This is a genomic window from Nocardia sp. NPDC050378, assembly GCF_040655675.1.
Taxonomy (GTDB): Bacteria; Actinomycetota; Actinomycetes; order Mycobacteriales; family Mycobacteriaceae; genus Nocardia; species Nocardia coubleae.
Map to the genome: position 1 here is coordinate 70,389 of NZ_JBFAKI010000011.1, position 22,671 is coordinate 93,059.

The 22,671-nt window shown below is 67.2% G+C and carries 27 protein-coding genes; 19 read left to right on the top strand and 8 right to left on the bottom strand.

Translation table 11 applies throughout. The features are described from left to right. Positions 1-133 precede the first annotated feature (133 nt). On the bottom strand, positions 134-1,027 hold the full coding sequence (locus AB0I35_RS22850; RefSeq protein ID WP_357398198.1) for a helix-turn-helix domain-containing protein: 894 nt from the start codon (positions 1,025-1,027) through the stop codon (positions 134-136). Positions 1,028-1,099: 72 nt separating this feature from the next. Here AB0I35_RS22850 and AB0I35_RS22855 point away from each other — a divergent pair, with 72 nt between their 5' ends. Together AB0I35_RS22855 and AB0I35_RS22860 are read left to right on the top strand one after the other, a co-directional pair. Then, positions 1,100-2,305, top strand: a complete 1,206-nt coding sequence (locus tag AB0I35_RS22855; protein ID WP_357398199.1) for a cytochrome P450 — start codon at positions 1,100-1,102, stop codon at positions 2,303-2,305. Between the two features lie 27 nt (positions 2,306-2,332). After that, the gene (locus tag AB0I35_RS22860; protein WP_357398200.1) at positions 2,333-3,559 is read left to right on the top strand and encodes a DUF445 domain-containing protein; all 1,227 of its coding nucleotides are present in this window, start codon (positions 2,333-2,335) and stop codon (positions 3,557-3,559) included. A 13-nt stretch (positions 3,560-3,572) separates the two neighbouring features. On the opposite strand, the gene AB0I35_RS22865 is transcribed toward AB0I35_RS22860, so the two are convergent. Beyond that, on the bottom strand, positions 3,573-4,175 hold the full coding sequence (locus tag AB0I35_RS22865) for a TetR/AcrR family transcriptional regulator (protein ID WP_357398201.1): 603 nt from the start codon (positions 4,173-4,175) through the stop codon (positions 3,573-3,575). 106 nt (positions 4,176-4,281) lie between these two features. On the opposite strand from AB0I35_RS22865, the gene AB0I35_RS22870 reads away from it, so the two are divergent. The 3 genes from AB0I35_RS22870 to AB0I35_RS22880 are packed head-to-tail and all read left to right on the top strand — an operon-like array spanning position 4,282 to position 6,126. Further along, the gene (locus AB0I35_RS22870; protein WP_357398202.1) at positions 4,282-5,025 is read left to right on the top strand and encodes a 3-oxoacyl-ACP reductase family protein; all 744 of its coding nucleotides are present in this window, start codon (positions 4,282-4,284) and stop codon (positions 5,023-5,025) included. Further along, positions 5,022-5,417 carry a nuclear transport factor 2 family protein gene (locus AB0I35_RS22875; protein WP_357398204.1) on the top strand — a complete coding sequence of 132 codons (396 nt, stop codon included), beginning with the start codon at positions 5,022-5,024 and terminating at the stop codon, positions 5,415-5,417. The genes AB0I35_RS22870 and AB0I35_RS22875 overlap by 4 nt, the downstream gene beginning before the upstream one ends. Positions 5,418-5,466: 49 nt before the next feature. Next, complete coding sequence (locus tag AB0I35_RS22880; protein WP_357398206.1) at positions 5,467-6,126, top strand: NAD(P)-binding domain-containing protein; 660 nt, start codon at positions 5,467-5,469, stop codon at positions 6,124-6,126. Positions 6,127-6,171: 45 nt separating this feature from the next. On the opposite strand, the gene AB0I35_RS22885 is transcribed toward AB0I35_RS22880, so the two are convergent. The 5 genes from AB0I35_RS22885 to AB0I35_RS22905 all read right to left on the bottom strand — a co-directional run bounded on the left by AB0I35_RS22885 (position 6,172) and on the right by AB0I35_RS22905 (position 10,220). Next, positions 6,172-6,345 (bottom strand): hypothetical protein, encoded by a 174-nt coding sequence (locus AB0I35_RS22885; protein ID WP_357398207.1) that lies wholly within the window; start codon positions 6,343-6,345, stop codon positions 6,172-6,174. Between the two features lie 284 nt (positions 6,346-6,629). Beyond that, complete coding sequence (locus tag AB0I35_RS22890; RefSeq protein ID WP_357398209.1) at positions 6,630-7,568, bottom strand: hypothetical protein; 939 nt, start codon at positions 7,566-7,568, stop codon at positions 6,630-6,632. 5 nt (positions 7,569-7,573) lie between these two features. Then, positions 7,574-7,792 (bottom strand): hypothetical protein, encoded by a 219-nt coding sequence (locus tag AB0I35_RS22895; RefSeq protein WP_357398210.1) that lies wholly within the window; start codon positions 7,790-7,792, stop codon positions 7,574-7,576. A 28-nt stretch (positions 7,793-7,820) separates the two neighbouring features. Further along, a complete protein-coding gene (locus tag AB0I35_RS22900) occupies positions 7,821-8,804 on the bottom strand; it encodes an alpha/beta hydrolase (protein WP_357398212.1) in 984 nt (327 codons plus the stop codon). 174 nt (positions 8,805-8,978) lie between these two features. Next, positions 8,979-10,220 carry a helix-turn-helix domain-containing protein gene (locus AB0I35_RS22905; protein ID WP_357398213.1) on the bottom strand — a complete coding sequence of 414 codons (1,242 nt, stop codon included), beginning with the start codon at positions 10,218-10,220 and terminating at the stop codon, positions 8,979-8,981. A 239-nt stretch (positions 10,221-10,459) separates the two neighbouring features. On the opposite strand from AB0I35_RS22905, the gene AB0I35_RS22910 reads away from it, so the two are divergent. The 11 genes from AB0I35_RS22910 to AB0I35_RS22960 all read left to right on the top strand — a co-directional run bounded on the left by AB0I35_RS22910 (position 10,460) and on the right by AB0I35_RS22960 (position 21,247). Continuing rightward, a complete protein-coding gene (locus AB0I35_RS22910) occupies positions 10,460-11,308 on the top strand; it encodes an ABC transporter permease (protein ID WP_357398215.1) in 849 nt (282 codons plus the stop codon). Continuing rightward, on the top strand, positions 11,305-12,165 hold the full coding sequence (locus tag AB0I35_RS22915) for an ABC transporter permease (protein ID WP_357398216.1): 861 nt from the start codon (positions 11,305-11,307) through the stop codon (positions 12,163-12,165). Before AB0I35_RS22910 ends, AB0I35_RS22915 begins: the two co-directional genes overlap by 4 nt. Positions 12,166-12,167: 2 nt before the next feature. Further along, entirely contained in the window at positions 12,168-13,205 is a 1,038-nt protein-coding gene (locus tag AB0I35_RS22920) for an MlaD family protein (RefSeq protein ID WP_357398217.1), read from the top strand. Positions 13,206-13,210: 5 nt separating this feature from the next. Next, positions 13,211-14,209 (top strand): MCE family protein, encoded by a 999-nt coding sequence (locus AB0I35_RS22925; protein ID WP_357398218.1) that lies wholly within the window; start codon positions 13,211-13,213, stop codon positions 14,207-14,209. Continuing rightward, entirely contained in the window at positions 14,197-15,246 is a 1,050-nt protein-coding gene (locus AB0I35_RS22930; RefSeq protein WP_357398219.1) for an MlaD family protein, read from the top strand. The genes AB0I35_RS22925 and AB0I35_RS22930 overlap by 13 nt, the downstream gene beginning before the upstream one ends. Beyond that, positions 15,216-16,331, top strand: coding sequence for an MlaD family protein (locus AB0I35_RS22935; protein ID WP_357398220.1), 1,116 nt, complete (start codon positions 15,216-15,218; stop codon positions 16,329-16,331). Before AB0I35_RS22930 ends, AB0I35_RS22935 begins: the two co-directional genes overlap by 31 nt. Beyond that, positions 16,328-17,395 carry an MlaD family protein gene (locus AB0I35_RS22940; RefSeq protein WP_357398221.1) on the top strand — a complete coding sequence of 356 codons (1,068 nt, stop codon included), beginning with the start codon at positions 16,328-16,330 and terminating at the stop codon, positions 17,393-17,395. The genes AB0I35_RS22935 and AB0I35_RS22940 overlap by 4 nt, the downstream gene beginning before the upstream one ends. Further along, positions 17,392-18,351 (top strand): MlaD family protein, encoded by a 960-nt coding sequence (locus AB0I35_RS22945; protein WP_357398222.1) that lies wholly within the window; start codon positions 17,392-17,394, stop codon positions 18,349-18,351. Before AB0I35_RS22940 ends, AB0I35_RS22945 begins: the two co-directional genes overlap by 4 nt. A gap of 57 nt (positions 18,352-18,408) precedes the next feature. Further along, positions 18,409-18,978: a hypothetical protein gene (locus AB0I35_RS22950; RefSeq protein WP_357398223.1), complete on the top strand. Its 570-nt coding sequence runs from the start codon at positions 18,409-18,411 to the stop codon at positions 18,976-18,978. A 32-nt stretch (positions 18,979-19,010) separates the two neighbouring features. Further along, complete coding sequence (locus AB0I35_RS22955) at positions 19,011-19,775, top strand: MBL fold metallo-hydrolase (RefSeq protein ID WP_357398224.1); 765 nt, start codon at positions 19,011-19,013, stop codon at positions 19,773-19,775. 158 nt (positions 19,776-19,933) lie between these two features. After that, positions 19,934-21,247 carry a lipase family protein gene (locus tag AB0I35_RS22960; protein ID WP_357398225.1) on the top strand — a complete coding sequence of 438 codons (1,314 nt, stop codon included), beginning with the start codon at positions 19,934-19,936 and terminating at the stop codon, positions 21,245-21,247. Between the two features lie 2 nt (positions 21,248-21,249). Here the strand turns inward: AB0I35_RS22960 and AB0I35_RS22965 are convergent, their stop codons facing one another. After that, positions 21,250-21,441: a hypothetical protein gene (locus AB0I35_RS22965; protein ID WP_357398226.1), complete on the bottom strand. Its 192-nt coding sequence runs from the start codon at positions 21,439-21,441 to the stop codon at positions 21,250-21,252. Between the two features lie 62 nt (positions 21,442-21,503). On the opposite strand from AB0I35_RS22965, the gene AB0I35_RS22970 reads away from it, so the two are divergent. From AB0I35_RS22970 to AB0I35_RS22980, 3 genes are read left to right on the top strand one after another with little or no spacing between them, the layout of a single operon-like run. Next, the gene (locus AB0I35_RS22970) at positions 21,504-21,737 is read left to right on the top strand and encodes a hypothetical protein (protein ID WP_357398227.1); all 234 of its coding nucleotides are present in this window, start codon (positions 21,504-21,506) and stop codon (positions 21,735-21,737) included. Further along, positions 21,734-22,390: a sigma-70 family RNA polymerase sigma factor gene (locus tag AB0I35_RS22975; protein ID WP_357398228.1), complete on the top strand. Its 657-nt coding sequence runs from the start codon at positions 21,734-21,736 to the stop codon at positions 22,388-22,390. The genes AB0I35_RS22970 and AB0I35_RS22975 overlap by 4 nt, the downstream gene beginning before the upstream one ends. Beyond that, complete coding sequence (locus AB0I35_RS22980; protein WP_357398229.1) at positions 22,387-22,614, top strand: hypothetical protein; 228 nt, start codon at positions 22,387-22,389, stop codon at positions 22,612-22,614. The genes AB0I35_RS22975 and AB0I35_RS22980 overlap by 4 nt, the downstream gene beginning before the upstream one ends. Positions 22,615-22,671: the final 57 nt, after the last annotated feature.

Here is a 22,671-nt window from a genome sequence, read left to right on the forward strand (position 1 = left end):
GTACGCAAACGGGGCTGCTACATGATCGGATCCCAGCGGCGCCCGTGGACAGAAGTCGGTCCTCGTGTTGGCCAAAAGCCTTCAGTTGCTCCAATGGACACGGTCCTCTGCCGACTAGTCGTGTGGCGCCGGGTCAATGCTTCGTCGGTGGCAGCAGTTCTGCCGCGGCCTCGGTGAGCGCGGCGAGGTAGTGCTCTCGCTCCGGCAGGGTTACCGCCGAACGTAGTGGGCCGATCAGCAATTCGGCTGACGGTCGGCTCTCGCCCGCCCAGACCGGCACGGACATGTAACTGATCGGCAGTTCGATGTCTTCCTCCAGATCGCCGGGACGGTACGCGTCACCGCTGATGCCGCCGAGCAACGCGAGCACTCGATCGCGCAAGGTGGCACTGGCCGGGTCGTGAGACAGATGCTCGACGAGGTCGGCGAGTACGTCCAGGGATGCCACGCTGTGGGCGTCGACGCCCCACACCGCGGCGCCGAGGGCGCGAATATCGTCGAGGAGGTTTCGCAGCCGGTCGTGGTGCTCGGGTTCGGCTGCCGCCACCCAGGCGTCCTGGGCGTCGGGGTCGGCGTGCGCGATGATCGTGGCGGCGGCAGGCGGGATGAGCGGGAGGCGAGTTCCCGTCGAGATGCCGGCTGGGATGCGGCCGCGGTTTTCCACGACCGCGATGAACCGGATCTCCGTGCCACTGGTCTCGAGCATCGCGACTCCGCAATCGACCGTGCGGGCCAGCTTCCGCAAGGCGATGTGCATCGGATCGCGGGCTGGATTGGCTCGGTGCTGCTCGGCGGCACGGAGTAGTGCCGGGCCGATCTGGTAGGTGAGGTCGGGATTGCGGTTGACCCAGTCGCGCGCGTGCAGCGCCGACAGCACGCTGGCGACGGTCGATCGGCTGAGGGCCAGCGTGTCGGCGATCTGCGCGGCCGTCTGTGGTAGCTCGGCCGCGGCGAGCAATTCCAGCACGAGCACCACTCGCTGGGTGGGCGGCGAGGAATCGGCCGAAGGGGTCTTGTCAGATGGCACTCGGTCTCCTATCGTGCGTGAACCCAATATTCGAATCATATGACACGAATATCCGTTTTCGGAGGATCAATGGTGACCGCCAATCTGCTCGACTCCCTGGACGTCGAGGGAGTCGACTTCGCGTTCGAGGACATCGCCGACGTCCATGCCATGCTGGCGCGGCTGCGCACCCGGCGCCCCTTCGCGGTCGTGCCGTTCGCGGGCGTGCGCGCGGTACTACTGCTGACCAACGAATTGGTCAGCGCCGCCTTCAAAGACGAGTCGACCTTCCCCCCGGCCGCGGTCTACCGGATGACGACGCAACCGGTACTGGGAAAGACGTTGCAGTGCATGGAAGGTGCCGAACACCGGATCGCCCGCGGCGTCGCGACACCACCGTTTCGCCGCAACAAGGTCTCCGCGTACGTCGAGCCCCTGCTCGAGCCGATCGCGCACGAGCTGATCGACCGCTTTCAGGCGCGTGGCCACGCCGATCTGATCGCCGAGTTCACCAACACCTACCCCGTTCTGGTGATCAGTCGCCTGCTGGGACTGCCGATCGAGGACGAGACGGTGGTTCATCGCTGGGCGCACGACCTGTTCTACTTCCCGATGGACCCGCAGGCCGCGATGCGCGCATCGCGCGAATTCACCGACTACGTCACGCCATTGCTGGCCGAGCGTCGCCGCGAGCCGGGCGACGACCTGATCTCGATGCTGGTCACCGAGTCCTCGGAAGGACAGTTCCTCGATGACGAGCAGGTGCTGTCCTTCCTGCGTTTGCTGTTTCCCGCGGGCGCCGATACCACCATGCTGGCGCTGGGTAATACGTTGTCGGCGTTGCTGACTCATCCCGACCAGTTGGCTCTGCTGGAATCGGACCTCGACGAGCACACTCCGTGGGCGGTCTGGGAAGGCCTGCGCTGGGAGCCGCCGGTGGGTTTGCTGCCGCGGGCGTGTCCGGCGGCGGTGGAGTGGAACGGCATTGCGATTCCTGCCCTCACGCCGATGATCTTCTCCATCAATGCCGCGTTGCGTGACCCGGCGGTCTATGAACGCCCGGACGAATTCGACATCTCGCGCCGGAAACAGGTGATGCTGGCATTCGGGCAGGGCCCCCACAGCTGTGCGGGCAATTGGCTGGCCATCGCCGAGTTGACCACGGCCCTGAAGGTGCTGCTGCAACGACTACCCGGACTGCGTCTGCAACCGGGCGCCGACGCGGACGCGAAAGTGATCAGCCAAGTCGGCACCGCACTGCGCGGCCCCACAGCGCTCCACGTCGGTTGGCGAGCGTGAACGCGATTCGTGGTCGGGCAGGCGTCGATGATCGCTGACCTCGTCGCTGATGTCGCCGAACATTGGCTGCTCTACGCCACGATCCCGCTGATCGCGGTGCTGATCGGGTGGTCGACCAAGATCGTCGCGGTGGAAATGCTGCTGCGGCCGTTGGAATTTCGCGGGATTCGTCCCTGGTTCGGGTGGCAAGGTGTGGTGCCACGTGCGGCGCCGCGCATGGCGGCGGTCGCCGTCGAGCTCATGTTCACCCGGTTGATCGACCCTCAGGAAATCCTGCGCAGTATCGATGTCGACGAGCTCACCGAAAGCCTGCGTGAACCACTCGATGCCGCTGTCGAGCACATGGTCGATGACGTGCTGATGCGCAATCAGCCTCATTTGTGGGTCAACACCCCGACATTCGCCAGGGCGGCGCTGGTTCGGCGAGTCCAATGTCAGGTGCCCGGTCTGGTCGCCGAGATCGTCGCGGACCTGCGAACTCATCTCGACGACATCGTCGATCTACGCGCCATGGCGACAGAGGTGTTGATTCGAGACACAGCGCTGCTGGTTCGGATGGTGCGCGAAGTCGGGCGCGAGGAGCTGCGCTTTATTGTGCGGTCGGGCTTGCTGTTCGGTTTCGTACTCGGCATCGTGCAGATGTTGACGTGGGCGCTGACGAAGTCCACCTGGATGATGCCGGTCTTCGGCGGGCTCACCGGGCTCGTCACCGACTGGTTGGCGTTGCAGATGATCTTCCGGCCGGTACGGCCATGGCGGATCGGCCGGATCACTGTGTGGCAAGGCATGTTCCACCGTCGTCGCGCACAGGTGAGCGCCGACTACATCACACTGGTGACCACCGAGATCCTCTCCCCGGGAGTCATTCTCGACGGTGTGTTCACCGGGCCACGCGCGGACCGGGTCACGGCACTGCTCACCCATCACATCAGTGCCTTCGTCGATGCTCGCGCAGGGGCTGTCAAGCAGCTGGCGACACTGCTCGCTCCCGCGGACTACAACGATCTCAAAACCGATGTCAGCGAGGGCATCCTGACCTTGCTGCGTCGATCCAGCAGCGCACTCGACCCTCGCGCCTTGCAGGCCATCGGAGTCCAGGAAATGCTCGCCGACCGTCTCGCCGGCCTGTCCGACGACGAGTACGAGGGCCTGTTGCGACCCGCCTTCAAACAGGACGAATGGAAACTGGTCGCGATCGGCGCTGTACTCGGATTTCTCATCGGCGAACTCCAGGTCCTGCTTCTCTTGCATTGACGGTCCACCGAGTTCACCCCTCTGTTTCCCATGGCAGCCGCTGGGTCACCAGGTCGACGAGGGCGAGCAGCTCCGCACGGCTCGTGCCCATCGCGGCTTCGACCGCTAGGCCCTCGGCGACGGTGGTGAGAAAACGCACCGCGAGCGCCGGATCGACATGGGCGGGCAGGTCTCCGCTTTCCTGCGCACGGTGCATCCGTTCGGTGACCGCCGCCGCGCTGGCCTGATGCCTGGCGCGGATCAGATCGCGGGTGCGCTCGGCGCCGTCGCCGGTGACCAGTGCGCTCTGAACCAGCAGGCAGCCCGATGGCGTGTCGGCGCCGGTGGTGAACCGTACGACACCGTCGAGCCAGCGGCGGATCAACTCGTGCACCGACGGCGCGGCCAGGGCGTCTTCGACGTATCCCCGGCCGACTTGCTGCTGATAGTGGTCGACCACGTGTTCGAAGAGGCCGGCCTTGGAGCCGAAGGCGGCATAGATGCTTCCCGCTTGCAGCCCGGTCGCTTCGGACAGTTGTGCCATGGTCGTGCCTTCGAACCCATTGGTCCAGAACAGGCGTTCGGCCCGGCACAGCACATCGTCGAGATCGAACTGGCGTGGTCTCCCTGCGGCCACAACGCACCTCCGTGTTCTTTATCGCTCGTTCAAGATTCTACTTGACATCTCCGGTGGGCGTTGTAATTGTTAAGTGGTCGTTCAATAATTCGTCCCAGGAGGAACCATGGCACAGGATCTGACCGAGCTGCACGCCTTCGTCACCGGAGGATCCCGGGGTATCGGGGAAGCGATCGTCCGGCGACTGGCGGCCGACGGGGCACGCGTCACCTTCACCTACAACGCTTCGGAACCGGCGGCCACCGCGCTGGTGACCTCGGTCGCCGAGGCGGGCGGTGTAGCCACGGCGGTCAAGGTCGATTCAGCGGATCAGGACGCGCTGCGTGCGGCCATTCGGGACAGTGCTGCCGCCAACGGCCGGTTGGACATCCTGGTCAACAATGCCGGGGTCGGGGTATTCGCGCCGATCGAGACGCTCACCGCCGAGGATTACGACCGAGTGGTCGGCATCAACCTGGGCGCGGTGTTCCATGCCTCGCAGGAGGCGCTGGGGCTGATGAAGTCCGGTGGGCGCATCATCAACATCGGCAGCGTCAACGCCGAACGCAACCCGCTGCCCGGTGCCAGCATCTACGCGCTGAGCAAAGCTGGTGTCGCCGGGTTCACGGGCGCCCTGGCGCGGGAGGTGAGCGCTCGCGGCATCACCGTGAACACCGTGCAGCCGGGACCGGTCGCGACCGAGTTGAATCCCGCGGTCGGGCCCTTCGCCGACTTGCTGAATCCACATATCGCGGCGGGCCGTTACGGCGAGGTCGAGGAGGTCGCCGCGCTCGTCGCGTATCTGAGTGGCCCGGAAGCCGCCTACATCACCGGTGCCAGCATCAACATCGACGGAGGATTCACGGCATGAGCACTGTGGACGTGTTCAATCGTTACGGCGCCGCATTGGCGGGCGGCGACATGGCCGCACTTAGCCAGGTATTCGCCGAGGATATCGTCTGGCATCAGCCGGGCGGCAACGTGCTTTCGGGCAGCCATGAGGGCCGCGATGCGGTATTCGCGTTGCTGGGGCGGTTCGCGGAGATCAGCGGCGAGACGTTCTCCCTTACCGTGGGCGACGTCGTGAGCGCGGGCGAATTGGTCGCGGCTACAACGCATTTCACCGCCACCCGCCCCGGCGGGGCGAAATTGGACCAGTCCGGTGTAGACATTTTCAGGATCATCGGCGACCAGATCGTCGAAGTGTGGCTGATCAGTGAGGACCAGTCGGCCGAGGACGAATTTTGGGGCATCGCCGAATGAAGTCCCGAGTTCTGCGGCCGCAGCACCCCCCGACTCAGAGGAGCCTGTAATGAAGACAGCGGTTATCGGCATGGGGCGAATCGGCACGACGGTGGCCACCCTGCTGGCCGGCGGTGGGCAAGAAGTGGTTGTCGCCGATCGCAAACCGGACAAGGCCGTCGCGCTCGCGGCAAAGCTCGGCGGGTCCGTCACATCAGCCGACATCGAAGACGCCATACGCACCACTGATGTGGTCGTCCCGACGATCATCTTCGCCGCCTTGCCGGAGTTCGTCAGCGCGTACGCCGAGCAGTTGGCGGGAAAGATACTCATCGATCCGACCAATCCCGTGTCGTTCGATGAACGCGGACCGATCGCGCGATTGGTCGGTGACAACGAATCCGGCGGACAGGTATTGGCCGCACAATTACCCGGCTCGATCGCCTACGCCAAGGCATTCGGCACGCTGGGCGCCGACACGCTCACCGACGCCGCCGATGCGCGACCACGTGCCGTGCTGTTCTATGTCACCGATGACGACACCGCCGCGAGCGCAGTGGAGGAATTGGTGACCGCCGCTGGTTACACCCCGGTTCGGGCCGGCGGCATCGACCGCGCCGCCGATATCGAGTTGCAGGGCGCGCTACACCAATACGGCGGGCTGGGCCGGACCGTCACGGCCGCCGAAGCCGCAGAACTGGTCCGACGCCGCCACTTCACCCCGAACTAAGGCCGATATCGTTACCGACCGCCCGAAATGGATCAGGAAGCAACGCTATAACGAGGCGGTGAGCGCCGTCGGGACGAGGCGTTCGATCTTGCGGATGATCTCGGCCGTCACTTCGAGGCGTAGCAGTGCGTCGAGGGGCAGTTCGGCGGCGGCGGTGAGCAAAAGCCGGAGCGCGGAATCCTCGAGTCCGGCGACGAGCGCGAGATCTGGGGAGTGCACGGCAACTTCCTCGCGCCCGACATCGGTTCCATCGACATATTCTGCTCCGCGGATGTATCGCCGCTGCGTCGGGTTGCCCACGTCAGAAGGAAACCATGGCCGTCGGTGCCGTACGCCGGTTTCGAAACGGTGCGAGCGCAATTCTCCACAGGAGAACAATGCGCAGTCTTCGATTGGTATCGCGAGGGCAAGACAACGATGCCGCCGACGAATAATCTTCGTCGGCGGCATCTGTTCGCTTCCGGCGATGGTCAGCCGCGCGCTGACATTGCCGGAAACGAAGATCAGGCGCGCAGTGCGCGGAGGGCGTTCAAACGGCCTCGCAGTTCCACGGTGTCCGCCGCGTCGGCGAGTGCGGCGCCCAGCTCGCCGGACGCGGTGGCGATGATGTCGGCGACGCGCAGGCCGACAGCCGCGCTGGTCTCCGACAGGGCGGCGAGAAGTTCTCCGAGTGCCTGTCGGTGCACAGCGATCGACACCACCCTGGTCAGCTCCTCGTCATCGAGCGACTCGATCAGGGTGGTCGTCGAGTGCGCCCTCGGCTCGGCGTTGAGCCGGGCCAACACCGACAGCGCGGCCAGCACGGCGTCGTCGGAATCGGTCGCGGCGGCGCGGAGCACGGCGGCCCGGCGCGCCGCGGGTAGCCTGCCCACCACTGTGTCCAGCCGCTCGGCGTCGGGGATGACCGCAATAGCGCGCAGCAGCCCGACGTCGTCGGTGATACCTCGTTCGAGCTCATCGATCAGGGTGTCGGTCGCGTGCTCGACGAACCGGCCCGCCGTGGGGTAGTCCGCGCGTCGCAACAGTTCGACCGCGGTGGGGATCAGGATCTGGCCCGACAGCCTGGGGGCGAGCCCGGCGATCGTCCGCGGATCCAGATGTGGTGCGGCATCAGCCAGATACCGCGCAGGCAGCGCGGACAGGACGTCGGCGATCCGATCCGGGTGGGCCAGGCCGAGCGACCCGCCCGCGCGTCCACCGACCTCGGGTGGCACGGCGGCGACGGCGATCTTGGTCAGCAACGCGTTGGGCATCAGGGGAGACAGTTTCGCCAGTCGGGCGAAGACTGGTTCGTCGGCGTCGAACAGCAATCCGGAGATTCGCTCGTGCAAGACGCGCAGATCGTGTGCGCCGAGCCGGGCGAGGCCGTCGAGGTCCGCCGGCTCGGCGCGCAGCGTCTGGCCGAGCATGCGGAGCTGGGCTCGAGTGAGCAGGTCGGTCATCAGCACTACTTTCCGAACATGATCTTGCGGGCGGGGATACGCACCAGCCGTGGCAGGAAGCCGAGGGTGTCGTCGATGGCTCGGTCGAGCTCGACGCGTCGTTGCCGACGGGCCGTCAGATAGAGGTTCAGCACGGTGGCCGCCTCGTCGGCAGTGAGTTGCTCGACGATGTCGGACGGTCGGCCGCCGAGTTCGGCGAGCAGGGCAGAGGTGGCGTCGGACAAGTGTGGGTCTCCTTCGGGATGGGGCAGTTCAGGCCGTGCGACCGATGACGCCGGTGGCAAGGGTGCGGTCGAGGAAGCGGCCTATCTCGGCGACCGCGGCCGCCGCCTCGGGGGTCACCGAGGCGGCCGCCTGAAAGACATGCACCTCGCCGTCCCACACCTGTAGGTCGCAAGGCACTCCGTGCTCGGCAAGGCGACTGGCCATCAGTACGGCGTCGGGGTAGAGAGATTCGGCCCGACCGGCCTGGATCAGGGTCGGTGGCAGCCCGGTGAGGTCACAGTGGGCGGGCGACTCCAGCGGCTGTCCCAGCGCGGCGTTCATCGCGACCGCGCGGAAGCTGCTTCTGGCGGTGCGCGGAAACAGCGCGCAGGTGTGAGCGGCGCTGCTCGCCGGCAGATCCCAGTCGGTCAGTGGTGACATCGCGACCACGGCCGCGGGACTGGGCAGTCCGTGTCTGCGGATCTCGATCGCTGTCATGAGCGCCAGGTATCCGCCCGCGGAATCGCCCATGATCGTGATCTTTTCGGGGCGCACACCGCGTTCGAGGGCATAGCGGTAGCCCTCGAGGCTGTCGGCGACCGAGGTCGCGATGCTGTGCACGGGCAATTTGCGGTAAGCGACGGCAAGTACCTCGGCCCCCAATTCGGCGGCGAATCGCGCGGTCATCTGCCGGTGCAAATGGGTGCCGCCGACCAGAAAGCCACCGCCGTGCAAATAGACGACGAAACGGTCGGGCCTGTCTCCGGCGGGCCGGGTCAGGACCGCAGCGCAGGAAGGCAGCGCGACCGCGCAACGGGTCACGCCGGGCGCCGAGATGAGCGGTCTGCCGAGCCAATCCGCGACGTGATAGGGCCAGCGCAGCCCAGGCGTGCGCATCCACATCGCGATCACCGGTTTGATCGTGCAGCGCAGCGCCACCGATATCGCACGCGAGCGCAGACTTCCGCCCGGATAATCGGTTCGCCGTAACAGCGGGTGGTTGGCCGGGTTGTTGTCGGACGACGAGATCATGTCAGCGCCTTTGCTGTCCGGGCACCGTGTGCACTCCGCGATGCCGGCGCGACACGATGCCCTCTGCTCGATATGGTCGAAGGACCAGTATCGAGTCGGGCAATCCGACTTGTCACTGCACATCGTGGAGAAGCGGGACAGCTCGCTTAGTTGTGCGGAACTAATCTCCGGTAATTAGTCTTTGTCCGAAATCTGGTTCGGCGCGAAAAGCTTGTACACCGTCGAAGCCGCGGCGAGCATTCGGGAGTCGTAGGGATCGGACGGATCGAAACCGGTCAGGTCGGCAACGCGGCGAAGGCGATAACTGAAGCTGTTCGGGTGCAGATGAACCGCGGCCGCCGCGCTCTTGCGGTCCCACCCGTAACGGATGTGCGCCTGGAGCGCCTCGAGCAAGTGCGGATGCTCGAGCAGCGGCACGATACGGGTTGCGAGGCGGTCGCGGGCAGGCCCGGGACGGGTGAGCTGGTACTCGAGCATGAGGTCGTCGAGAGTGTATGTGCCGGAGGGCTTGCCGAGACTCACCGCCAGTTCCGACAGTTCCTTGATCTCCAGCACCGCCGTCGGCAGCCGTGTGCGCGCGACGGCGTGGAACTCGATCACCACGACCGGGGTGCCGAGTCGCTGGGACAACTCGCCCGCCACGTGTCCGTAGCGCACGGCGTCGTCTCCGCCCGGCGGCGGCGGGAGCAGAACATATCCGGTCGTGCCGTCGAAGGTGTGCAACGGGCTCATCCCGGACAGATCGTCGAGGATCTCCGTGGCCACCCGCACCCGGCGGCGGGCGACCGCCTCGTCGGCAATCGGGATACGACGGTCGCCGACGGGAATCTGCACCGCTAGTAGGTCGTATTCGTCGGCGAGCGAGATATCGGCACGAATCGCCAGCTCCTCCGCGGGCCCACCGTGCAGCAGTGCGGAGGACAGCTCACGGCGAGCCTCACGCTCGGTGCCGAAGATCGACTGCACGACGTCGGCGTGGGTCTCGGCCATGATGATGTTGAGGTGTTCGAGAAGATCGAGCAGCAGGTCCGACAGGCTGATCAGATCGGGTAGGTCCGCCGGCTCGGCCTGCGCGGCTATTTCTCGCCACAGCTGGTGCACACCGCCGAAGAACGCCTTGACCGACATCCGCAACGGGATACGTTCCTCGGCCTGTCGCTCGACAACCGGGCCGACCAGTGCGGCGATCTCGTCGGCGTCCAGGTCGCGTTGCTCGTCGATCGCTCGCAGGATTGCCGCGACCACTGCCACGATGGAGGGCGCGACGTCGTCAGCGAAGTGGCCGGGCGGGAGTTGCTCGGTCCCCGGCACCTGTGCCAGGCCGGCATCGAGCAATTCCGTCGCGAGGCCGGCCAGCCGGGGAATGGACCGGCGGATGAGCGGTGTCTCGAGACTGAGCTGACGTTCTGACGACATCGGGCGATTGTGACCGGTGAATGGCGAGCCGCAAAATTCCGTCGAACTGGACAATTGACCGTTTGACGTATTAGTGCTCGGAGACTAATCGGCACCCGCTCATTCTCGGCATCGTGCAGTGACAACGCTTCACACTGTTCCCTAGATTCGGAACTCGTTCATATTTATGGCCCGGGTCACAATTGTGCGGGGTTCGAGGGAAGGGCACCGAAGCATTGGCGGAAAACCTCCCCGGCGGTTTGCCCACGATCACCGCGTCGCCGGAGCAGGGCCCCGGATTCTCCCGCCTGATTTCGCGGAACTTCAGCGACACGATCGGATCGGCGATCCGCACGCTGGGCCGCACGGTGGTGCTGGCTTTCTCCTCGGTGCTCGGCGCGTGTGCCGACCTCGGTAGCGGTCGCCTGCAATGGCGCGAAATCCTCACGCAGGCATGGCGATTGGTGACGGTTACGGCGATTCCCGCGATCCTGATGGCGGTGCCCTTCGGCGTGATCGTCTCTGTCCAGGTGGGGAATCTGATCCACACACTCGGCGCCGACTCGCTGCTCGGCGCGACCGGTGGCCTCGGGGTGATCAAGCAGGGCGCGCCCATGGCGACCGGCTTTCTACTCGGTGGGGCGGGCGCCTCGGCCATCGCGGCCGATCTCGGAGCCCGCACCATCCGGGAGGAGATCGACGCGCTGCACACCATGGGTATCAGCCCGGTCCACCGGCTCGTCATCCCGCGCATGATCGCGATGGTCCTGGTGGCACCGCTGCTCAACGTGCTGATCATCTTCGTCGGTGTCGTGGCCGGATACCTGGTCGCGATCGGTGGCCAGAACGTCACGCCCGGCAGCTACTGGGCGGCGTTCGGCTCCTTCACCACCGTCGCCGATGTGTGGATCTCCCTGGTCAAGGCGGTGATCTTCGGGTTCCTCGTCGTGATGGTCGCTTGCCAGCGCGGCCTCGAGGCCAAGGGTGGCCCCCGCGGTGTCGCCGACGCGGTGAACGCGTCGGTGGTGCTCTCGGTCGTCGCCATCGTCGTGGTCAATCTGGCGATCACCCAGGTGACCGCCATGTTCCTGCCGACGAGGCTGGCATGAGTTCGACCTACGCCCCCTGGGGGTTCGGCCGGATCGACCGGTGGCGGCGCAACGGCGGACTGACCCGGCCCCTGGAAAATCTCGGCTTCGTGCTCGGTTTCGTCTGGCAGGCGCTCTCGGCGATCCCGCTCACCCTGCGTCGCTACCGGGCCGAGACGATGCGTTCGATCTCGGGCATGACGTGGGGCAGCGGTTCGGTGATCGTCGGTGGCGGCACGGTGCCGATGATGATCGTGCTCGGCATCGCGATGGGCGGTTCCGTGGCAGTCGAGGCGTTCGCGACGCTCAACATGCTCGGCATGGGACCGGTCACCGGCTTGATCTCCGCCTACGCCACCACCCGCGAGCTCGCGCCGATCGCCGCGGCGATCGGGTTCGCCGCCCAAGCGGGCTGCCGGATGACCGCCGAGATCGGCTCGATGCGGATCTCGGAGGAGATCGACGCGATCGAGGCGCTCGGGCTGCGGTCGATTCCCTTCGTGGTGACCACGCGCGTGATCGCCGGCGCGATCGCCATCGTGCCGACCTTCCTGATCGGCCTGATCCTGTCGTACCTGTCGTGTCGCGCGGTGATCACGCTGGTGCACGGACAGTCCGCGGGCGTCTACGACCACTACTTCTTCCAGTTCGTCACCGGCTTCGACGTGATCGCCGCGGTAGTGAAGGTCGCGATCTTCGCGACGGTGGTGATCCTGATCCAGTGCTATTACGGCTTCTTCGCCGCGGGTGGCCCACAGGGGGTCGGTATCGCCTCCGGACAGGCGGTGCGCGCCAGTTTCGTCGCGATCATCGCCATCGACATGTTGTTGTCCATCGCGTTGTGGGGTTTCAACGCCGCTATCGATTTCACGGGGTAGGAATGCCGAATTACGGATTGCCGGGGGTGGCCATCCATCAGCGAACGGCGATCGTGGTAGGAGCGGTGGCTGTTGTCGCCCTGGCGGCGAGTCTGCTTGGCTGGCGCATCGCGACGCACGGTGACGAGGTCGCGGGCACCGAGATCGTGCTGCGCACCGAGCGACTCGGTGACGGCATCGTCGTCGGGACACGGGTGCGTGCCGACGGTGTCCACGTCGGACAGGTCACCGAGATCGCCGCGGTCGGACTGGGCGCGCAGGCGATCACCCTGGTCGTGGACCGGTCACAACTCGACGGCATCGATGACAGCATGCGGGTCGATTACGGCACCTCGAATCTGTTCGGGATCAGCGAGATCCAGCTCCGGCCGGGTCGCGGAGGAGCGCCCTTGCACTCCGGTTCGGTCGTCGACCTGACCGGCGCACGAGCCGCCGACGCCGTCGACGCGACGATGGGCAACCTGCTGCGCGGCTTGTCCAAGGTCGGTGATCAGGCGCTGAGCTCCCGGCTGGCCGTCGTGCTGGACCAACTCGCCACGGACGTGCGGGCTTTCACTCCACTGCTGCAAGCCATGGTGGTGACGGCGCGCGCGGTAGCCGACAACCAGACCCTGCCGCCCTCCTTTCAGCTCGAACAGGCCGGCTCCGCGGTGGCGGGTGCGGCGCCGTTCGCCGGCGCCACTGTCGACGTGATCGACCGGGTGTACCGGATCGACGCACTGCGCACCAACCGGCCTCGGTTCGACGCTTCCGTGAATATGGTCGTCGAGCAGCTGTTTCCCGCGCTGCAGACGACGATGGCGCACGCCGGCCGGCAGTTCCCGGCCTACGCGGCCATGGCGGTACCGCTGCTGTCGGCAGTGGCGAGCGCGGTGCCCGACCCCCAGCGCAGCAGCGCCGAGCTGACCGCTCTGCTGGCGAACCTGCGCTCGGCCGTCACCGATACCGAGTCCGGCCCCGTGCTGAATGTGGATGTGGATCTGCGGATCGCGCCGGTGCCGATGATTCCCCTGCTCGGCGGACAGGTGATCCCGCAGTGAAGTCGGTGAGTGGATCCGCTTGGCGACTGGCTGTTTTCGGTGCGGCGATGATCGTCTTGCTGAGCCTTGTCGTCACCGCCATCCAGCGGCCGGTAGCCGGCGACACGGTGGATTATCGAGCCGTGTTCACCGATGTGAACGGGCTCAAAACCGGCGACGATGTTCGGCTCTACGGCGTCCAGATCGGCAAGGTGAAGGATATCGCGCTCAGCGGGTCCGAGGCCGTCGTCCGGATCTCGGTGCGCAGCGGATCGTCGGTCCACGACAATTCGCGCCTGGCTATCAGGTATCAGAATTTGACCGGACAGCGCTACATCGACCTGCAACAGCAGGCGAATCCGACGGGTAGGACACCGGCGGGCGCCACGATCGGCACCGACCGCACCACCCCGTCATTCGATGTGACCGCGTTGTTCAACGGATTGAAGCCGGTGTTGGCGACGCTCTCGCCCGAGGCGCTGAACCAGTTCACCACGAGCCTGCTCGCGGTGATCGAGGGTGATGGCAACGGCATCGGTCCGGCGCTCGCGGCCATCGCCACGCTGAGCGGCTACGTCGCCGACCGGCAGGCGTTGATCACCACGATGATCACCAATCTCGCCGGGATCTCCGACGCACTGGGCGGCCGCTCCCAGCACCTGGTCACGCTGCTGTCGAAGCTGGCCGACGTCTTCACTTCGCTCCAGATCAAGGTCGACGGATTGATCGATTTCGCCATGACCGCACCACCGGTGCTCGGCCCGGTCGACTCCCTGATGGCCACGCTCGGCCTGACCGAGGACGAGAACCCCGACCTGGCGAGCGCGCTGCGCCAGGCGGTGCCGGACCCGGCGGCGGTGGCCGAGATCCTCGGGAAATTGCCCGCTCTGCTGGCGAGCCTGCGGGCGGCGCTCCCGCCGACGGGCGCGGGGGTCGAAATGTCCTGCACGAAGGGCGAAGCCGAGGTTCCAGCGCCCGTCGCGATCCTGTTCGCCGGACAGAAGGTGTCGGTGTGTCGAGGTTGAGTACCGTGCTCGCGGGGCTGCGCAAGCTCACCAGCAGTCGCGACGCCGAGGCGGTGCGGCGCACCGAACTGTGGGCCGGGTTCGCGGGCATCGCCGTTCTGGTGGTTGCGCTGGTCGCGGTGGGGGCGCTGTACGCAGTCCCGTTCGGCAAGGGGTCCTACACCGCGTTGCTGCCGGAAGCGCAGTCGGTTCGCGTCGGCGACGATGTGCGCCTGGCCGGTGTCCCGGTCGGCAAGGTGACCGAGCTCGAGCTCACCGACGAGCACGTCGAGATGACCTTCACCGTCGACAGCGCGGTCTTCGTCGGAGCCGAGACCGGCTTGGACATCCGCATGCTCACCATCGTCGGCGGACATTACGTCGCGTTGATTCCCGCGGGCACCCGCCCGCTGGGCCGGGACCCGATACCCGCCGACCGGGTGCGGTTGCCCTACAACCTCGCTCAGGCCTTCCAGGACGCGGTCGAGCCGATCGAGAAGATCGACGGCAACCTGCTGCGGGCGAATCTCGAGGCGCTGAGTACCTCGATCACCGCGGGACCGGAGGGAATCCGCCAGACCGTGGACGGCATCGGCCGATTCGTCGCCGCGCTGGACCGTCAGCGCGGCGACGTCGCCAAGGCCATCGCGATCGCCGACGAACAGCTGGGCGCCGTCGAGCAGGCCCGTGGCGAGCTGGGTCGGCTCGTCGAGAAGGTCTCCCTGCTCGAAACCATGTTGGCCGACAAGCAGAGCGAGGTCCGGGTCGCGGTGGAACAGCTCGACCGGGTGGTGAGTCGGCTCGCCGGTGTCCAGCCCACTTGGGAGTCCACCTTGCGACCGATGGCGGTGAAGCTCGCCGAGGCGGTGCCCGAGCTCATCGCCCTCGGCGACCGTTTGCAGCCCGTCATCGACGGGGTACACGATCTGGCTCAGCGGCTCAGCGCGCTGGTGCCCGCACCGGGAGAAGTCGTGATCGATCAGTCCGGCAGCACACTTTCCACGACGCCGGAATCGGGACCATCGGTGTGCGTTCCGGTGCCGGGGCGAGTGTGCTGATGCTGCGCCGTCTGGTCTCGTCCCGAGGATTCGTCTCCATCGTCGCCACCGCGGCGGTGTCGATGGTGGCCGTTGCCGCCTATCTGCTGGTGTTGCGCCCGCCCGTGACCACCAAGAGCTACTGCGCGATGTTCCCCGACACCATCGGGCTCTATGTGGGCAATCACGTGACCCTGCGTGGCATGAGCGTGGGCGAGGTCACCGCCATCGACCCGCAGGGCGCGGCGGTGCGCGTCGATTTCACCGTCGACGAACGCCACCCCGTCCCCGCCGACGCCGCCGCGGTCACCGTGTCCGACACCATCGTCGCCGACCGGGAGCTGGCTGTCTTGCCCGGCGGTGACCCCGGTGGTCAGCGCGATGACAACGGTTGCCTCACCAGAACTCTCACGCCCAAGAGCATGACCCAGACCCTCGACGCTGTCGCCGGGCTGGCGAACCAGGCGCTCGGCCCCGAGTCCGGTACCCGGGACGCCATTCGCCGCGGGTTGGCGGCGCTCGACAGCGCCACCGCGGGCACCGGCCCCGACATCAACGCCGGTATCACCGATGTCGCCGCGCTGCTGGACAGCCCCGACGCCTCGATCGCGCACCTGGGCGGCATCATCGACTCGCTCGCCGCGATCTCGGGCAGCGTGGCCGATCGATGGGGTGACATCCGGCTGATGCTGACCCGGCTGGCCACCGTGCTCGACCAGGTGAACAACCAATTGTTCAACCGCACTGTCGACATCATCGACGGCTTCCAGCGCGTGCTGCCGATGCTCAACGAGATCACCTCGATGTTCGGTGACCCGATCTTCCGGGTGCTCGACGCGTCGGTACCGCTCATCCGGCTGCTCCGGGTCAACGTCGACACGCTGCGCGACATCGTCGTCCGGATTCCCGTGCTGGCCGCAGCGGCCCAGTCGGTGGTCGATCCCGCGCGCGGTATCGCCTATCGGTCACCGAATGTCGCGCTGCCGCCGGAGATCGCGGAGCGGTTGTGCGCGCTCGGCGAGGCACCCGAATGCGGTCCCGGCGACCCGCGCCTCACGCAGATTCCGCTCTCGCGGTTGGTATTCGGATTGGTGGGAGCACGATGAGGTACCCGATCGGTACGCGCCGTTGGCGATCCATGGTGGCGGCGGCCGCGGTGGTCGCCGTCGCGGCGACCGGATGCGCGTTCGACCCGGCGTCGGTTCCGGTACCTGGCACCGGGGTCGGCGGCTCGACCTATCAGGTGCGCATCGAGTTCGCCAACGCGCTCAACCTGCCCGCGCGGGCGAAGGTGATGGCCGACGGGGTCCGGGTCGGCACCGTCGCCGACGTCGCCGTGGTGGAGGCCGCGACCGGCGGTTACGTGGTGGTCACCACCGACATCACCGAGTCCGTCGCCCTGCGCACCGACACCGTCGCACAGTTGCGGCAGAACACGGTGCTCGGTGACATCCACATCGAGCTCAGTTCCGCCGCGTCCAGCCAGGCGCCTCCGCTGGGCGACGGCGGCACCATCCCCCGGGCACAGACCAAGCCCGCCACCCAGATCGAAGACACCCTCGCGGGTCTGTCCACCCTGGTGCAGGGCGGTGCGATCACCCGCTTTCAGGACATCGTCGACCAGCTCAACACGGTCTTTCCCGACGACCCGGCCGAGACCCGCCGGATCGCGCAGGTGATCGGCGCCGACGCGCAGGACCTGGCCGCGAATCTCGGTGCGGCCGACACCTTCCTCGACGCCATGAACGCGACGGTCGGCACCGTGGACGCCAGGAAGGAGCAGCTCGCCGAGCTGCTCACCGAACCCGGTGTCGCGCAGGCATCGGCGGCGGTCGCGTCCATCGTCAACGTCGTCGGGGTGCTCGGCGCACTCGGTGCGGTGGCGCATTCGCTGGCGTGGCTGGCCCCACTCGCCGCCGCCGGTGACGCCGCGGCCAAGGCGTTCGTGCCGCTGGCTCTCACCGGCCGCCCACTCGACCTGTCGGCTCCGTCGAACCTCAACGCGCTGGTCTCGCTGATTCGCGACCGGATCATCCCGTTCGTCGAGCGCGGTCCGAAGGTGAACATCGCCGGGGTCCGCGTGGGCACCGATCCGGACGGGCCGTCGGGCACCGACGACCAGGTGGCCCCGATCGTGCAGGCCCTGCGGATGATCGGGGCGGTGCGGTGAAGCGTGGTCCGGTGTTCTCGCTGTTCGGCATCGCGGTGATCTCGCTGCTCGGCGTCGGCTACCTGACCTTCGGCGTGGTGCGGTACGAGCCGCTGCGCGAACAGCTGGCCGCGACGCTCGAGCTGCCGGATTCCGCTGGGCTGCTCCCCGGTTCGCCCATCTTGCTGCGCGGTGTCGAAGTCGGCTCCGTCACCAGGGTGCAGCGCGCTCGCGGCCGTGTCGTCGTGGAATTCACCCTCGACGCCCGGTACGAGATCCCGGTCGACAGCACGGTATTCATCGAATCGCTGTCAGGGCTCGGCGAGCCTTACGTCGTTTTCGCGCCGAGTTCGAGCCACGGTCCGTTCGTCCGCGACGGGCAGACGCTGGCGGGGGAGAAGATCCGGGCACCGCTCGGCATCGCCGAGGTGGCCCGGCTCGTCACCGGGGTCATGGAACAACTCGATCCAGCGGTGCTCGACCGCCTCCTCGCCACAACCGAGACCGCCCTGCGTGGCACCGATCAGTTGATGCCGCGGCTGGCCCGATCCAGTGACCTCGTCGCCGCCATGCTGATGAGCCGGTCGGCCGTCTTCGGTGGGCTGATCGCGGATCTGGAGCGGGTGACACCGGACATGGCATGGATGGGGCCCGCCTTCGCTACCGCGGCACCGAATTTCGTCGAGTTCGGACAGCGAGTCGACGAGATCGCCGAAGCGGTGCAAAGGCTCGTGCGCACCGGAAACACTCCGGCGATGTACACCGAGGGCAACGGTCTCATCCCGTTCCTCGACAAGCTGACCGACTGGGTCGACCGGGCCGGTCCTGAACTCGCACCACTGGCCCCCGCCCTGCGACCACTCGCCGACGCGGCTACCACCGCGGCGGGCGGACTGGACCTGGGCGCCCTGATCGGGTCGGCGGCGGCCGCCAGCGAACCCGCGGGAGCGCTGCACCTGCGGATCACCGTCAAATAGCCACAACTATCGAGGACACACATGGTCACGCACACCCCACCGGTTCCGGACACCACGGTGAATGAACCAGCCGCCGAGGAGCATTCGATCGAAACGAGCTCATCGGCCCGCCAACTGACCCTCCCGCTCTCGACGGTGCTGACCGGCGCGATCGCCGTAATGGGTGTGTCGGCCGGTGTGTGCTTCGGCGTGCTGTGGTTCAACGCCCGCGCCGACCTGCAAGCCACCACCCAGGCCGCGGCCGACGAACGGCGGGCAGAACAGGTGGCCACCGACTACGCGCTGGGCGCGTCGAGGGTGGACTATAAGGATCTCGATTCCTGGGTGAGCAGGCTCAAAGCCGGCACTTCCACCGAGTTGGCCGCCAAATTCGACGCCACCGCACCCAAACTGACCGAGATCCTCGTTCCGATGCAGTGGACTTCCGAGGGCACGGCGTCCGGCGCCGAGGTGGCGTCGAAGTCGGCGCAGGTCTATCAGGTCGACGTCTTTGTCGACGTGGCCTCCACCAGCGCACAGACGCCCGACCGGACGCGAACCACCGTGCACTACGCCGTGGCCGTCGACGCGGGTAACGGCTGGAAGATCGTCGACGTGGGCGGCGCCGGCGCGCTGCCGCTGAAGTAGCCGTGCGCGTCCACCACCTCGATTGTGGCCCGATGATCGGTGGCATGGTCGATCACTGCCTGCTGATCGAGACCGATCGCCGGCTGGTCCTGGTCGACACCGGGTTCGGCGCCGCGGATGTCGCCGATCCCGCCGGCCGACTGAGCTGGACCCGACATCTGACGCGTCCACGCATCGACCTCGGGACCACCGCGTTTCGCCAGGTGGAGGATCTCGGCTACCGCGCCGCCGACGTCACCGACATCGTGCTGACCCACCTCGACTACGACCACGCCGGCGGGCTCACCGACTTCCCGGACGCGCGAATACACGTGCACGGACCCGAGTTGCGGGCAGCGCGGGAATCGCGATGGATCGAACGGCCACGGTATCGTCCGGCGCAGTGGGCACACGGGCCACGCTGGATCGTCAACGAAGTCGCCGGTTCGGACACCTGGTTCGGGCTGCGTGCGGTCCGGGAGCTGCCAGGTCTCGATGCCGACATCCTGGTCGTCCCGCTGTACGGGCACACGCGCGGTCACGTGGGCGTCGCGGTGAACACCCCGACGGGGTGGCTGTTGCACGCGGGCGACGCGTTCCTCGCCACCCGTGATCTCACCGATCCCGTGCGCCGGCTCGGCGCGGCCTGCTACGGCGCTCCTGGCGTGCGCGCCGCGGCGCAGCGTTGGCGCAATACGCGAGCGGTCGCCGAGATCGTCGGCCGTGACCCCCGATTGACCGTGTTCACCTCGCATGATCGAACGATGTTCACCACCCTGCGTGAGCGCGCGGGCAGCCCGGGGGATCAGGACGTGTGATGAACCAGGGCCCTTCGATTCTCGCTTTCGTACAGTGACAGGAACGGGTGCGTTCCTGAAGAATTGTGGTGGGGCCGTGATTGTTTCGGCGCCGACAGTCGCCGAGGTGGCTGTGCTGACGCCGAGGCCAACGGAGGTCTCGGTCAGGAAGGACCCAGATGACCGTCAACGTCGACGTCTGCGACGAATTCGCGCCGGTGGAGCCGCTACGGTTCCCACACCCCGGGCGGCCCGTCCGTCCTGAAGGCGATCCCTTCCGCATTCCGCCGCTCGGCTGGGAAACGACGGCCCCCGGCACGATCCTGCACACGCGACCGGTCACGCTCAGCCTTTTCGGTGTCGTTCGCCAGCCCGGTACTGCATGGCAATTGCTTTATCGCACAACCGATCTCGATGGTCGACCCGACACGACGGTGGTGACTGTGCTCGTTCCGGAGCGCGATGCCCATCGTCCCGATCGAGTGCTCAGTTTCCAGTGCGCCATCGACGCGGTGACCTCACGCTGCTTTCCGTCCTATGCCTTACAGCAGGGCGCGCGTGCGCTCGGCTCGGTGCCTCAGTTCGAGCTCTTGCTGATGGCCTGCGCGCTCGAGCGTGGGTGGATCGTCGCAGTCCCCGATCACGAGGGCATGCTCGGCGCGTTCGGCGCTCCCCGCGAACCGGGCTACCGCTCGCTCGACGGCATCAGGGCCACCTTGGCCTTCGACGAACTGAGGCTGGACCCGGCCACACCCGTCGGCCTGTTCGGGTACTCGGGCGGCGGCATGGCCACCTCCTGGACCGCGGAGATGGCGGACTCCTACGCACCGGAGCTGATGATCGTCGGCGCTGCGGCAGGTTCACCGGTCGGCGATCCCGCCTCCACTTTTCTGCGGTTGAACAAGACGGTGTTCTCCGGCTTACCGGGCATGGTCGTGACCGGGCTTCGCCGGGTTTCGCCTGCGCTCGACGCCGCCCTCGCGCAAACCACCACCGCCGTCGGGGAGCGGCGACTGGCGTCGCTGGCCGACCGCACCACCCTCGGTGCCCTGCTGAGCGCACCGAGGATGGACTGGGACGACTTCACCAGCGAGCCCCTGGCCGATGTGCTGGCCAGGCCGGAAATCGTGGCGCTCATGGACAGCCTCCAGCTCGGTCGGCACACCCCGACCATGCCGATGCTCGTCGTACAGAGCGTGGCCGACCCGCTCATCTCGGTGGACGACGTCGACGGCCAGGTGCAGCGCTACCGCACCGGCGGCGCGCATGTCACCTACCTGCGCGACCGCCTCAGTGAACACGTGACCATGGCCGTGTTCGCCGCACCGCTGATGTTCGACTGGCTCGACGAGCGCTTCAACGGTCGGCCGCTGCCCGAACCGACGACCAGCACGGTCACCACCGTTCTCGCCCACCGAGGGACCCTGCCCGGCCTGTGGCGCCTGTTTCGGCTCTGCCTGCGCATGGTGGCCGGTCGGGCCGTGCCCCGCTGAGCTCAGGCGGTTGTGCTCCGGCGTCGCGAGGAACGCCGCCCCCAGCTGTCGTGCTCGTCGGGCAGCCACGGCGCGGCGGTGACCGTGGCATCGATGTAGCGCAGGATCGTGTCCGGGTCGTCGAGCATCGGCACATGGCCGTGCTCGGAAACGTGGTGGGCGCGCCCCCGGCGCCCCAGTTGGTCCTTCGCCATGAAGGGTTGTCGTGGTGCGGACGCCCCGGTAAGAAGTCGGCATCGCACGCCACTCATATGGCATGACTGTTCAACTCACACAGGCCGCGTTGCCCGCCCTCGACAGCGTGCCCGGGGAGGTTCGGGAATGGCGCAGCCGGTGGTTGGTGGCGTCGGGGTTTCCGCCGTGGTTGGCTGAGACGGTGACGTCCGATCCCGAGGTCGATGTGCATGCGTTGTCGCAGCTCGTCGACCAGGGCTGTGCGCCGGAGCTGGCGGTGCGGATCCTGGCGCCGTTGCCGGAGAAGCCGCGATGAGCACGCTGCCGCCCACCACATCGGGGGTGGCGCGGCCGGACGCCGATCGGGAATGGCTCACCGACCTGGTCGACGACGGACCCGCAGGCCGGCACGCCGTGCGGCGGTTGCGGGAGGTGTTGCTGCGCGCCACCCGGCATCAGATCTGGCGATTGCGTGACCTGCTGCCCGGCGCGGGCGCCGCCGAACTGGAAGACCTCGCCCAGCAGTGCGCCGATGATGCGGTGGTGGCTGTCCTGCAACGACTCTCGACGTTCGAGGGGCGCAGCAGGTTCACCACTTGGGCGTACAAATTCGGGGTCAACATCGCGGGTGTGGCCGTGCGCAGGCAGGCATGGCGACACCGTGAGATCTTGCTGCCCGACGCCCTCGCCTGGCACATCGACCCCGCACCCACCCCGGACGCCCTCGCCGGCGCCGCCGACCTCGCCCGCGCGCTCGAAGCGGCCATTTCCCGCGAGCTCACGCCGCACCAACGCCGCATTCTGCTCTCGCTGGTGGTGGAGCAGGTGCCGATCGACGTGCTGGCCGAGCGGCTGGGCAGCACCCGCAACGCCCTCTACAAGACACTCCACGATGCCCGCCGGAAGCTGCGCGCCGCCCTGATCGCGAGCGGGCATCTCGACAACCGTCCCGATCGGAGCACCCGATGACCGATCCGACGCCCACGGTGATCGACGCCCTGTTGACCGACACCAGCCCCTACCTCTCCTGCGACGAGTGCTTCGACCGCATCGACGTCTATGTCGAGCGCCGCCTCGCCGATCCCGGCTACGACGATCCGGTCATGCGCACCCATCTGGCCGGATGCGGCGCGTGCGCCGAGGAGGAGCAGACGCTGCGCGAACTGCTCACCCAGGATCTGAACAGGTCCTGAGCGGTAAGACACGACGCGCCCGCCGCAACAAACACTGCGAACCACATTCCGCGCGGC